The following is a 13141-nucleotide window of genomic DNA, read 5'->3' as shown; positions in this document are numbered from 1 at the left end:
GATCAGACTCCGCAGGTTGCCTCGATAATCGGGTCACCTGAACCGGGGGCGATCCAGTCTGCATTCAGCACGCGCCCGTCGTCGCCGAACTCGACCCCGTCAGCCAGACTGGCGCGGCGGTTTTCGGCGCAGTTGACGGCGACCGGCAGTTTGGACACCGGAGCCCAGCGTCCGAAGAAATACAGATCGACAAGGCGCTGGTCCGGGACCTCGTCATTCTTGCGCACCGATACCGTATCGATGGCCGCGAACCGGTCGACAAAGGGCACTGCGTAAGTCCACGGGCGATAGAACGCGCGGCTTTCAACCTCTTCGACAATCTCAAGACTGCCGGGCAGGGTGCCGCGCGTGCGGTCATACCAGGAATATTCGCTGGCGATGGTCATGCCGATCATCCCCAACCCGGCGGCGACAGGGGCCGCCCAACGGGGCAAGCGCCCACCCGACAACTTGTTCAGCACCATCACGACGCCCGCAAAGGCAAAGCCCGCAAAAATCGTGCCGATCAATTCCAGAAACATGTGTCTCTCCGTTCTTCCGGCTTGTCAGCCTTTTATTCTTGGGCCGGGATCAGCCCAGCATTCCTTTGCCATGACCCACTGCGGACTGCATGGTTTTGACCACCACAAACGCATCCCGAAGATGGCTTCGCTCAAAATCCGAAAGGTTCGAGGGCGGCAGGTAATTGTCTGGTGTGTCGCCGGATTTTACCAGCCCGACCTGATGCTCCAGCCGCGTTTCGGCGATCAGGTCGTAGGCGTCCAGCAAATCCCGTGCGCCCGAGGGGCTAAGCACGCCAGCGCCTTCACCGGCTTTCAGGCGGGCGCGGGTGTTGGCCTCGGGCAGTTGGCCCTGCAAGCTGTAGATGCGCGCCAGATCGACCACCGGGACAACGCCGTTGTGTTTCAGGTCCAGCGTGTTGCGATGCTCGCCCGAGCGGATGGTCGCAAACCCCCGCAACAGGCCCAAAGGCGGTGTGTGTTTCAGCGAGTTCGAGATCATATGCGCGACAAAGATCGAATTCGCGCTGGCGGCCCTCAGCGTTTCCGATTGCAGGTCGGCGAACAAGTCAAACGCTCCGCCGATCGGGCGCAGGTCGAACATGACCGAGGCTAGCATCTGCGCCTCGGGGTTGGGTTTGGCGATCCAGCCGCTGAAATACTCGCGCCAGACCCGCACCGGCTGGCACCAGCGCGGATTGGTCGCCATCATATCGCCGGGACAGTAGAAATATCCGCAAACGTCCAGCCCGTCCGACACGAATTTCGCAAGCGCTGCGAAATAGGGCATGTCGGCCTCGGTCACGCTGTCATCCAGCATCAGGCAATTGTCCTGATCGGACACACCCGTCTGTTCCTGCCGGCCTTGCGAGCCGCAGGCCAGCCACAGGTAAGGGACGGGCGGGGGGCCAAGCTTTTCTTCGGCCAGAGCCAGCAATCGCCGCGTGACCGTATCCGCAACATCGGTGATCAGCCGGGTGACGATTTCATGCCGGTTGCCGCTGGCCACAAGCTGAACCAGAAGCTGAGGGATCTCGGCCGTGACCTGTGCCATATCCTGGGCCGCATTTGCCTGCGCAATCTGGCGCACCAGTTCGGCCGAGTTCACGGCCTGATAATGGGTCAGGTCCGTTTGGGTCACGATACCGACCAGTTGCCCGCCTTCGCAGATCGGGATGTGGCCGATCCCGCGCTCCATCATCACGTGCAGCACGTCCGACCCGATATCAGAGGGGGACAGCGTGACCGGATCGGGCGTCATGATCGCCGAGACAGGCGTATCCGGTGCCATCGCATCCGCCACGTATTTGCCCGAGATATCCCGCAAGGTCGCAATGCCCAGCAGCTTGGCTTCATCGCTGACACACAGCGAAGATATCCGCTTGTCGCGCATGATCTGTGCAGCATCCCGAACCGGCGTGCCGGGGGGACAGGTGGCCGGGTTCCGGGCCATCAGCACGTCGATGGCGCTGGTGGCAAGGCTTTGGGGGCCGGTGCGCCCGCCGCGTGTCCGGTTGAAAAACTTTGAGACGACATCATGCCCGTCGATCAGCTCTCGCACCAGATCAGGGGGCAGGACGATCAGGACCGAAGGCGAGTTCGCCCGCGCCTTGGTCGAGGCTTTGCCGCCCTTCAAAAGCCCGCGTTCGCCAAATGAATTGCGCAGACCCAGATGAGATACAACCTCGCCATTCTCATCGGTGATTTCGACCTGTCCTTCGTAGATCACGAAAACGCCGGGCAGAGTGTGGCCCAGATCGTAGACGCTGCTGTCTTCGTCCACCTCCCACACCTCGATCTGCTTGGCGATGTCGTCAAGAACCGTGTCCGGCAGGGCGTCATAGGGGTGTACGGATTTCAGAAACCGGGTGATCTGATCATGGGACAGGGGCATTATTTGTCTCCGGTTGTCTGATTGAAAAATCCCGCCCGGTGATATGCCGGGCGGGACAAGTAAGTCGAAAGACGCGGCATATGGAAGTTAACCATATGCCGCATCATGCTCATTTATTCTGAGCTGCGCCAGCACCACGGGGAATGCGAACGCTTTCGACCAGATCCTTGATCTCCTGCGGAGTTTCTTTGGTCATGCCTGCAACAACGTAGGCAGTCGCAAAGTTGATCATCGCACCGATTGCACCGAACGAGGTCGACTTGATCGGACCCAGCAGCGGATCAGCATCGGTGAACGAGTTGGTGCCCGGAATGAACAGCCAGCCCTTGTGCAGGAAGATGTAGACCAGGGTCACGACCAGACCTGCCAGCATACCTGCAACCGCGCCGGTGTTGTTGATGCGGGTCGAGAAGATCCCCATCATCAGCGCCGGGAAGATCGAGGCAGCCGCCAGACCGAACGCCAAGGCCACCGTCTGCGCCGCGAAGCCCGGAGGATTCAGACCCAGATAGGTTGCCACGACGATGGCCACGGCCATTGCAATCCGCGCCGCCAGCAGTTCACCCTTTTCAGAGATCGACGGGTTGATCGCACCTTTGACAAGGTCGTGGGACACCGCCGACGAGATCGCCAGCAACAGACCCGCAGCGGTCGACAGAGCAGCCGCAAGACCACCGGCAGCGACCAGACCGATCACCCAACCCGGCAGGTTGGCGATTTCGGGGTTGGCCAGAACCAGAATGTCACGGTTGAACTTGGTCAGCTCGTTTCCGACCCAGCCTTTTTCTTCCGCGATGACAGTCATGGCTTCGGACTTGTCGTTGTAGTACTGGATTTTGCCGTCGCCGTTCTTGTCTTCCCAATCCAGAAGACCGGTTTTCTGCCAGGTTTTCATCCAGTCATAACGCGGATCGGTGTCGATTTCCTCGACCGAGACAGCGCCACCTTCGATGCCACCATTGGGCCACATCATGTCGGTGATGTTCAGACGGGCCATTGCGCCAACCGCGGGTGCGGTCAGGTACAGCAGCGCGATGAAGACCAGCGTCCAGCCGGCGGACCAGCGGGCGTCAGACACTTTCGGCACGGTGAAGAAGCGCATGATCACGTGCGGCAAACCGGCGGTACCGATCATCAGCGACAGCGTGAACAGCACCATGTTCAGCGTGTTCGAGTGGTGCGCCGTGTAGTCGGCAAAGCCCAGCTCGGTCACGATCGCATCCAGCTTGGTCAGCAGGGGCTCACCGCTGGCGGTGTCACCAAACAGACCCAGCGCCGGAATCGGCGTGCCGGTCAGCTGCAGCGAGATGAAGATCGCCGGGATGGTGTAGGCGGTGATCAGCACGCAGTACTGAGCGACCTGCGTATAGGTCACGCCTTTCATCCCGCCGAACACCGCGTAAGCAAACACGACGCAGGCACCGATCAGCAGACCGGAGGTGTTCGACACCTCGAGGAAGCGGCCAAAGGCCACGCCCACGCCGGTCATCTGACCGATCACGTAGGTCACCGACGCAACGATCAGACAGACCACGGCCACAACACGTGCGGTCTGGCTGTAGAAACGGTCGCCGATGAACTCGGATACGGTGTATTTTCCGAACTTACGCAGGTAGGGCGCAAGCAGCAGAGCCAGCAGCACGTAGCCACCGGTCCAACCCATCAGGAAGGTCGAGTTGTCATAGCCGGTAAAGGCAATCAGGCCCGCCATCGAGATGAACGAGGCCGCGGACATCCAGTCCGCCGCTGTCGCCATACCGTTGGTGACCGGGTGAACGCCGCGACCGGCGGCGTAGAATTCCGATGTGGACCCCGCCCGGGCCCAGATCGCGATGCCGATGTATAGCGCGAAGGATGCGCCAACAAACAGCAGGTTGATGGTAAACTGATCCATTGTCCCCGCTCTCCCTTACTCTTCGTCCACGCCGAACTCGGCGTCCAGCTTGTTCATGCGCCAGGCGTAGTTGAAGATCAGCACCAGAAAGACCAGGATCGATCCCTGCTGAGCGAACCAAAAGCCCAGATCGGTTCCGCCGACGGAGATGCCCGACAGCAGCGGACGCAGCAGAATGCCGAATCCAAATGACACCAGCGCCCAGATCGCGAGGCTGATGTAGATGAGACGCAGGTTGGCCTGCCAATAGCCCTTGTCGGCCTCGGCAGTCTGCGCGGAGTTTGTTGATTGATCCGCCATTGCGGGGTCCTCCTTCGCTTCCTCGTTGGGCGGCCCGTTGCCCAACTCCTCCAGTGCGTTGGGCCGCTTCTCACTTGTGCCGGATACCAGATGGCATCAGGCAAGACTTCCCGGTTCCGCCAAGGCGGGTCCTTGAAGTATTCTGATTTAGGATCAAAGCCTTACGGCCTCTCTCCTCCCCTTAACTCATCGCGTCGCCGACGATTGCCTCAAGATCGCTGGCGATGTCTTCGATTTTGCCCATGGCGTCCGTGCGCTGCAGGACACCATGCGTTTCGTAATACGTGATCAGCGGCGCGGTTTGCGCGTGATAGGCCTGCAGGCGCGAAGCCACGGTTTCCGCGTTGTCATCAGCCCGGCGCTTGAACTCGGTATGGCCGCACTTGTCGCATTCGCCTTCGACGGCGGGCTGCTTGAACGTGTCGTGATAGCCTTCACCGCAACCGGCGCAGGTGTAGCGGCCCGAGATTCGGATCACCATCTCGGCATCCTCAACCTCGAGGCTGATGGCGGCGCTGATCTTCTGGTCGTTTTCCGACAGCAGGCCGTCCAGCGCCTCGGCCTGAACTGTGGTGCGCGGGAAGCCGTCCAGAATGACGCCCTTGGCGCAATCCGGTTCCGCCATGCGGTCGCGCAGGATGGCAATGACGATCTCGTCGCTGACCAGATCGCCGGCTTCCATGACAGCCTTGGCGGCTTTCCCCGCCTCGGTCCCGGCGGCGACTGCCGCGCGCAACAGATCACCGGTGCTGAGTTGCACAAGCCCGAATTTGTCCTCAAGCATACGGGCCTGCGTTCCCTTCCCGGCACCCGGAGGGCCGAGAAGGATAAGAACGGCGGGTGTGGTGATCGTGTCAGCGTCCATCACATCCTCACTTGTTCGCGCGGTTTTCGATCAGGTCTTCGACCACCGACGGATCGGCCAGCGTTGACGTGTCACCCAAGCTGCCAAAGTCGTTCTCGGCAATCTTGCGCAGGATACGGCGCATGATCTTGCCGGACCGCGTTTTCGGCAGGCCGGGGGCCCACTGGATCACATCCGGGCTGGCAATCGGGCCGATTTCTGTCCGGACCCAGGTGCGCAACTCTTTCAGCAACTCATCCGACGGCTCGCGGTCATTCATCAAAGTGACATAGCAGTAGATGCCTTGTCCTTTGATTTCATGCGGATAGCCGACCACGGCGGCCTCGGCCACGGCGGCATGCGCAACCAGCGCGCTTTCGACCTCGGCCGTGCCCATACGGTGACCCGAAACGTTGATCACGTCATCGACACGTCCGGTGATCCAGTAATCGCCATCCTCATCGCGGCGGCATCCGTCACCGGTGAAGTAGTAGCCTTTGTAGTCCGAGAAATAGGTCTTCTCGAACCGCTCGTGATCGCCCCAGACGGTGCGCATCTGGCCGGGCCAGCTGTCCTTGATGCACAGCACGCCCTCGACCCCGTTGCCCTCGATCTCGACCCCGGATTGCGGGTCCAGAACCACCGGTTCGATGCCAAAGAACGGTTTCATGGCCGAGCCGGGCTTCAGCGCGTGGGCCCCGGCCAGTGGAGTCATCAGATGCCCGCCGGTCTCGGTCTGCCACCAGGTATCAACAATCGGGCAGCGCCCGCCGCCGATGACGTTGTAATACCAGTTCCAGGCTTCGGGGTTGATCGGTTCGCCCACGGTGCCCAGAATCTTCAGATCGCTCAGATCGTGCTTTTCGACCCATTCGTCGCCCTGACCCATCAGCGCGCGGATCGCGGTGGGGGCGGTGTAGAACTGGTTGACCTTGTGCTTGGCGCAGACCTCCCAGAAGCGGCCGGCATCCGGATAGGTCGGCACGCCTTCGAACATCAGCGAAGTCGCGCCATTGGCCAGCGGGCCATAGACGATATAGCTGTGCCCGGTGACCCAGCCCACATCCGCCGTACACCAATAGATATCGCCGTCATGGTAATCGAAGCTGATCTGATGCGTCATCGACGCATAGACCAGATAGCCGCCGGTGGTGTGGACCACGCCCTTGGGCTGGCCGGTCGAGCCGGAGGTATAGAGGATGAACAGAGGGTCTTCAGCACCCATCTCGGCAGGGGCGCAGTAATCGTCCGCCTCAAGGGCCATCTCGTTATAGTCATAGTCGCGCCCGTCGATCCACGTGGTCTGACCACCGGTGCGCTTGACGACCAGACATTTGACGGTGTCCTTGCAGTGCAGCAGGGCGGCATCGGCGTTGGATTTCAACGGCGTTTTGCGGCCACCGCGCGGGGCCTCATCGGCGGTGATCACGACCTTGGCGTCGCACCCGTTGATCCGGGCGGAGAGCGCGTCCGGAGAGAACCCAGCAAAAACGATCGAATGAATCGCGCCGATCCGCGCGCAGGCCAGCATGGCATAGGCGGCCTCGGGGATCATCGGCAGATAGATCACAACCCGGTCGCCCTTGCGCACGCCCATCGATTCCAGAATGTTGGCCATCCGGCAGGTGCGGCGGTGCAACTCGGCATAGGTGATGTGCTGTGCCGGGTCGTTCGGATCGTCCGGCTCCCAGATGATCGCCGTCTGATCACCGCGTTTCTCTAGATGGCGGTCCAGGCAGTTGGCCGACACGTTCAGCGTACCATCGGCATACCAGTTGATTTTGACGGAACCGAAATCGTAATTCGTGTCCTTGACCGTCGAGAAGGGCTTGATCCAGTCGATACGCTTGCCTTGCTCACCCCAGAATGCGTCCGGATCATCGATCGAGGCGGCATACATCTCGGTGTATTTCGCGGCATCTATATGTGCACGCGCAACAGTTTCTGCGGATGGCGGATATGTCTTGGCATCTGCCTGGGCAGCGGTGGTCATATGAGGCTCCTCCCTCTAGGACTGGATTGCTTTGGATCGTTTTTCGCCGGGTGTTCCGGCGAAGTCGATCCTTTTCCTCCCCATGCTGAATATTACCGTGCTTTGAAAATAAATAAATAAATTGCGGTAATATCAGGATTAGTTTGTAAATAAGTTTCTGAAATCGGCGTATTTCTGTAAACGTTCTGCGTAAAATCAGAAAAGTAACTTATTAAACAACAGGGTAAGTGTAACATCTGCCAAGACGAAATCTCGCCCCTGTCTGGCTTCGCCTCCCTGCACATCCGGGCGCTGATGGGCGTGCGGTCTTTGGTTCGGCCCAAACGCCTGCTTTGGCTGTCTGCTGCTTGGGGTTGGCACAAAGCTATGTTGGCGCTAGCTTCGTTCCAAGCGCTCCGAAACAGGGGCGCACCAACGGGAGAGATCACTATGAAAAGAATGTTGAGCGGCGCTGCCGTCGCCGCCTTGGGCGTTGCCTTCGTCACCGAAGCCGCAGCCACCGAATGGAATGCGTCCGTGTGGGGCAAACGCCGCGCCTTTACCGAGCATGTGGAAAAACTGGCCGAGCTTGTCAGCGAAAAAACCGGCGGAGACTTCACCATCAACGTCAGCTACGGCGGTCTGTCGAAACCGCGTGAGAATCTGGACGGGATCGAGATTGGCGCGTTCGAGATGGCCCAGTTCTGCGCCGGGTATCACCGGGACAAGAATCGCGCGATCACCGTTCTTGAACTGCCGTTTCTGGGCGTGAACAACCTGGACGAAGAGGTGGCCGTCAGCCACGCCGTCTATGACCATCCCGCGGTCAAGGATGAGATGGCGCAGTGGAATGCGCGCATCATCATGACCTCGCCCATGCCGCAGTACAACATTGTAGGCACCGGTGAGCCGCGCGACGAGCTTTCGGAATTTGACGGTATGCGTGTCCGCGCCACCGGCGGTCTTGGAAAGGCCTTTGAAGCGGTCGGCGGAGTGCCGACATCCGTTCCCGCGACCGAGGCGTTTAATGCAATGGAATCCGGTGTGGTCGACACGGTCGCCTTTGCCCAGCACGCGCATCTGTCCTTTGGCACCATCAACGAGGCTGACTGGTGGACGGCAAACCTGAACCCCGGCACCGTGAACTGCCCGGTTGTGGTAAACATCGACGCCTACGAGGCGCTGTCGCCCGAACATCGCGAGGCACTGGACAGTTCCATCGACGAAGCCATCGATCACTACCTTGCCAACTATGGCGGGCTGCTCGAACAGTGGGACAGCGTGCTTGAAGAAAAGGGCGTTCAGAAGGTCGAGATTGACGATGTGGTGATCGAGGAATTCCGCAAGACCGCAGCCGATCCGATCCGTGAGCAGTGGATTGCGGATATGTCCGCTCAGGGTCTGCCGGCGCAGGATCTCTACGATCTGGTCCAGGCGACGCTGCAACAACAGCGCGGTGGCAACTGATTGCTGTGACCGGGTGCCTGCAAGGGCACCCGCTTTTTTCTGAACATAAGGGAAATGCGGCATGGCAGGACAAGCCACCGTGCTGGAGGATGGCAGCCGCCTCAGCCAGTTGGACCAGCGTTTGCTGGGGTTGGAACGGTTTCTGGCACTGATCAGCGGCCTGGCGGTGTTCAGCCTTATGGTGCTGGCGGTGGTGTCCGTCAGCGGGCGCAACGCCTTCAACGCGCCGTTACCGGGCTATGTCGACTGGATCGAACAGGCGATGCCGCTGATCGCGTTTCTGGGCATCGCTTACGTTCAGCGGGACGGCGGGCATATCCGCATGGACATCGTAATCTCCCGCCTGCACGGGCGGGCGCTGTGGCTGTTCGAGCTGATCTCAGTCATTCTGATCCTTGTGCTGATGCTGGCGCTGGTCTGGGGCAGCTGGTCGCATTTCGACCGATCCTTCGATTTCGGCGCACCGCTGTGGAGCAGGGATAGCTCTATCGACATCGGCATTCCCTTGTGGCCCGCCAAACTGTTGGCCCCGGTCGCATTTTCCGTTCTGTGCCTGCGGTTGGTTCTGCAGGTGTGGGGCTATGGGCGGGCGCTGGTTCTTGGGCTTGAGGCCCCGGTTGCGGTTCCCCTGATACAGGACGCCGCAGCGCAGGCAGCGGCCGAGGCCGAGCAGTTCGAAGGGCAGGACTAGGCCATGGACACGATTGAAATCGGCCTGTGGGTGACGGGCGGTCTGCTGGTTCTGGTCGTTACCGGCATGAGGGTGGCCTTTGCGGCGGGTCTGGCGGGCCTGTTCGGGCTGGTTTGGATTTTCTGGGCCAAGTTTGGCTACGACCCCGACCGGTTCGGCAAGGCCCTGACTGTTGCGGTGAAAACGGCGGGGCAGGTGCCCCATTCCAAGGTCGCCGCACACACGCTCAGCCTGATCCCCACCTTCATCCTGATCGGCTATCTGGCCTATTACGCCGGCCTGACCCGTGCCTTGTTCGAGGCCGCCAAGCGCTGGATCGCCTGGGTTCCCGGAGGATTGGCGGTGTCCACCGTCTTTGCAACCGCCGGGTTTGCAGCGGTATCGGGCGCCTCGGTGGCGACCTCGGCCGTTTTTGCACGCATCGCCATCCCCGAAATGTTAAGCGTCGGTTACAACAAGCGCTTTGCGGCGGGCGTTGTGGCGGCCGGGGGCACGTTGGCCTCGCTGATCCCACCATCGGCGATCCTTGTGATCTACGCCATCATCGTCGAACAGGATGTGGGCAAACTGCTGCTGGCCGGGTTCATTCCCGGCGCATTCTCGGCGCTGGTCTACGGCCTATTGATTGTCGGCATCGCGGTAGTGTTCAAATCCGTCGGCCCGCCGGTGACCGGGTTCAACTGGAAGCAACGCTTCGCCGCGCTGCCCGGTGCGATCCCGATTGTCGCGGTGATCCTGATCATCATCTGCTTCGTCTACAACCCGTTCGGCGACAAAGCCTGGGGCACACCAACCGAAGGCGGCGCTATCGGCGCGTTCATCGTCTTCTGTTTCGCCCTGTTCCACGGCATGCGCTGGCCCGAGTTCAAATCCGCGCTGCTGGAAACCGCGAAGCTGACCGCCATGATCTTCTCGATCATCTGGGGCGTCCTGATCTACGTGCGCTTTCTGGGCTTCGCGGACCTGCCCGGCGCGTTTTCGGACTGGATCACATCGCTAGAAATGTCGCCGATGCTGATCCTGATCTGCATCCTTCTGGCCTATGCGGTGCTGGGTATGTTCATGGACGCCATCGGCATGCTGCTGCTGACTTTGCCCGTGGTCTACCCGGCGGTGATGGCCTTGAACGGAGGCGAAACCGTCAGCGCCGCAGACAGCGCGTTCGGCATGTCCGGCCCCATGTGCGCGATCTGGTTTGGGATACTGGTGGTGAAAATGGCCGAGTTCTGCCTGATCACGCCGCCCATCGGCCTGAACTGCTTTGTCGTCGCCGGGGTGCGCCCGGACCTGAGTGTTCAGGACGTGTTCAAAGGCGTCACCCCGTTCTTCATCGCAGATGCAGTCACGATTGCGCTGCTTGTCGCGTTTCCGGGGATTGTGCTCTATCTGCCGTCCTTGGCAGGTTAGTGCGAAGGTTTTTGCGAGGCTCTGCCTCGCGCCCCGGGATATTTGGGGCCAGATGAATAAAGGATCCCATGCTTCATCTGGCTAAAAATATCCCGGGGGAGGCGCCCGCAGGGCGACGGGGGCAGCGCCCCCATTCGTGCGCCTTATCCGGCCCGCATCAACATACCATATAGATCGCGCGGATCATCAGGGTCGGCCAGCATGTCGAGGGGTTCGAAGAAATCCGTACCCTCAATGGCGCGCTTTATGAAGCGCAGGGCCGAGAAATCCTCGATGGCAAAGCCAACACTGTCGAACAGGGTAATCTGCCGGTCATCCGTTCTGCCCTTGGCTTGTCCGGTCATGACCTGCCACATCTCGGTGACCGGGTGATCAGCCTCAAGCGCCTGAATCTCGCCTTCGACACGGGTCTGTTCGGGATATTCGACAAAAATCTCGGAACGCAGCAGGATGTCGCGGTGCAGTTCGGTCTTGCCCGGGCAGTCGCCGCCGATTGCGTTGATGTGGACACCGGGGCCGACCATGTTGTCGGTCAGGATGGTGGCGTATTTCTTGTCGGCGGTGCAGGTTGTGATGATCTGCGCGCCTTCGATAGCGTCCTCGGGCGTTTTGCACGCGATAACCGTCAACCCTTTACCCTGTAGGTTCGCCGCGCATTTGGCGGTGGCATTCGGGTCGGTGTCATAAAGGCGCACCGTGTCGATCCCGCACATCGCTTTGAAGGCAAGGCACTGGAACTCGGACTGCGCGCCGTTGCCGATCATCGCCATTGTGGTGGCCGATTTCGGAGCCAGGTAGCTGCCGACCAGGGCCGAGGTCGCCGCTGTGCGCAGCGCCGTCAGCATTGTCATCTCGGTCAGCAACGTGGGGTAGCCGGTGTAAACGTCTGCCAGCAGGCCAAAGGCGGTCACGGTTTGCAGCCCTTCGGACGTGTTCTTGGGGTGGCCGTTCACGTATTTGAACCCATAGGCCTCACCATCCGATGTTGGCATCAGTTCGATGACGCCGTGGGGCGAGTGGGCCGGGATACGTGGGGTTTTGTCGAAACTCTCCCACCGTTTAAAATCGGCTTCGATCTGCGCGGCGATCCGGGTGATCATCTGCTCGAGACCGATATGGTGAACCAGCCGCATCATGTTGTCGACGGACACAAAGGGCACGAGGGCTTTGTCAGAAGGTAGGGTCATCAGAAACTCCGGGTCGGGCGATCGAAGATGCGGCGGCCAAGCAGGGACGCGGCCAGATCGACCATCAGTTTTGCGGTGCGGCCGCGCTCGTCTAGGAACGGGTTCAGTTCGACCAGATCGAGCGAGCAAACCAGCCCGCTTTCGTGCAAAAGCTCCATCACCAGATGCGCTTCGCGTTCGGTTGCTCCGCCGGGAACGGTGGTGCCGACGGCAGGTGCGATGGCGGGGTCGAGGAAATCGACATCCAGCGAGACATGCAGGATACCGTTTTCTGTCCTGACACGCTCCAGAAACGCCATCAAAGGGGCTTTGATGCCGTGTTCATCAATGCTGCGCATGTCTGCCAGCATCGCGTGATCATGCTCAAGCCGGGCGCGTTCGGCGGGGTCGACAGACCGCAGCCCGATCATGCCCACCTGATTGGTCGGGACTGTCGCGGGCAGGGGCGGGAAGGCGCCAAACCCGGGTTGCCCGGTGAAATAGGCAACCGGCGTTCCGTGCAGGTTGCCGCTGCCGGTGCTGTCCGGCGTGTGGAAATCGCTGTGGGCATCGAGCCAGAGAACGAAGAGAGGGCGATTCAGCCGACCCGCATGCGCGGCCATGCCAGCGACTGTGCCCATCGACAGGGCGTGATCCCCGCCCATGAAGATCGGCAGGCTTTGTCCCGCGACCTCCTGCGCCGTCTGGCTCAGTGCCTGCGTCCAGCCCACGCAAGCGGGCAGGGCAAACAGGTGCGGGTGATCCGGGGTGTCTGTCAGTTGGGGGCGCACATCGCCATAGTCGGTGACTGTGTGGCCCAGATCGGTCAGTGCTTGCTGAAGCCCGGCCACGCGATAGGCGTCAGGGCCCATGCGGCACCCCTGACGCCGTTTGCCAGCGTCCATCGGCGCGCCGACGAGTGTTATGTTCTTGGTGTCCATATGCTGATTTAGCCTGACGTTATGCCTTGCCGGAAGGCCACAAATTGTTCAAAAGGAAACCCAAC

11 protein-coding genes are annotated in these 13141 nt (G+C 60.7%); 3 read left to right on the top strand and 8 right to left on the bottom strand.

Annotated features, from left to right (window positions below):
- Window positions 1–2: 2 nt before the first annotated feature.
- The 6 genes from ACR0K1_RS06710 to acs form a co-directional block, all read right to left on the bottom strand.
- On the bottom strand, window positions 3–521 hold the full coding sequence (locus tag ACR0K1_RS06710) for a hypothetical protein (protein ID WP_480610297.1): 519 nt from the start codon (window positions 519–521) through the stop codon (window positions 3–5).
- A 49-nt stretch (window positions 522–570) separates the two neighbouring features.
- Window positions 571–2394 (bottom strand): DUF294 nucleotidyltransferase-like domain-containing protein, encoded by a 1824-nt coding sequence (locus ACR0K1_RS06705; protein ID WP_480610299.1) that lies wholly within the window; start codon window positions 2392–2394, stop codon window positions 571–573.
- 109 nt (window positions 2395–2503) lie between these two features.
- Window positions 2504–4288: a sodium:solute symporter family protein gene (locus tag ACR0K1_RS06700; protein WP_480610300.1), complete on the bottom strand. Its 1785-nt coding sequence runs from the start codon at window positions 4286–4288 to the stop codon at window positions 2504–2506.
- 15 nt (window positions 4289–4303) lie between these two features.
- Window positions 4304–4588: a DUF4212 domain-containing protein gene (locus tag ACR0K1_RS06695; RefSeq protein ID WP_480610301.1), complete on the bottom strand. Its 285-nt coding sequence runs from the start codon at window positions 4586–4588 to the stop codon at window positions 4304–4306.
- A gap of 181 nt (window positions 4589–4769) precedes the next feature.
- Window positions 4770–5453, bottom strand: coding sequence for an adenylate kinase (locus tag ACR0K1_RS06690; protein ID WP_480610303.1), 684 nt, complete (start codon window positions 5451–5453; stop codon window positions 4770–4772).
- A gap of 7 nt (window positions 5454–5460) precedes the next feature.
- A complete protein-coding gene (gene acs / locus ACR0K1_RS06685) occupies window positions 5461–7425 on the bottom strand; it encodes an acetate--CoA ligase (RefSeq protein WP_480849356.1) in 1965 nt (654 codons plus the stop codon).
- A gap of 429 nt (window positions 7426–7854) precedes the next feature.
- On the opposite strand from acs, the gene ACR0K1_RS06680 reads away from it, so the two are divergent.
- From ACR0K1_RS06680 to ACR0K1_RS06670, 3 genes are all read left to right on the top strand, one after another.
- Window positions 7855–8871 (top strand): C4-dicarboxylate TRAP transporter substrate-binding protein, encoded by a 1017-nt coding sequence (locus tag ACR0K1_RS06680; protein WP_480610306.1) that lies wholly within the window; start codon window positions 7855–7857, stop codon window positions 8869–8871.
- A 61-nt stretch (window positions 8872–8932) separates the two neighbouring features.
- On the top strand, window positions 8933–9562 hold the full coding sequence (locus ACR0K1_RS06675) for a TRAP transporter small permease subunit (RefSeq protein WP_480610308.1): 630 nt from the start codon (window positions 8933–8935) through the stop codon (window positions 9560–9562).
- Window positions 9563–9565: 3 nt separating this feature from the next.
- Complete coding sequence (locus ACR0K1_RS06670; RefSeq protein ID WP_480610310.1) at window positions 9566–10969, top strand: TRAP transporter large permease; 1404 nt, start codon at window positions 9566–9568, stop codon at window positions 10967–10969.
- Between the two features lie 143 nt (window positions 10970–11112).
- Here ACR0K1_RS06670 and ACR0K1_RS06665 read toward each other — a convergent pair whose 3' ends face one another.
- Both ACR0K1_RS06665 and rocF read right to left on the bottom strand, forming a co-directional pair.
- Window positions 11113–12156: an ornithine cyclodeaminase gene (locus tag ACR0K1_RS06665; RefSeq protein ID WP_480610311.1), complete on the bottom strand. Its 1044-nt coding sequence runs from the start codon at window positions 12154–12156 to the stop codon at window positions 11113–11115.
- A complete protein-coding gene (rocF, locus tag ACR0K1_RS06660) occupies window positions 12156–13076 on the bottom strand; it encodes an arginase (RefSeq protein WP_480610313.1) in 921 nt (306 codons plus the stop codon). The genes ACR0K1_RS06665 and rocF overlap by 1 nt, the downstream gene beginning before the upstream one ends.
- Window positions 13077–13141: the final 65 nt, after the last annotated feature.

It is taken from the genome of Ruegeria sp. F5, assembly GCF_056533845.1.
The sequence above is the reverse complement of the archived record's forward strand: the minus strand, read 5'-3'. Positions and strand labels throughout refer to the sequence as shown.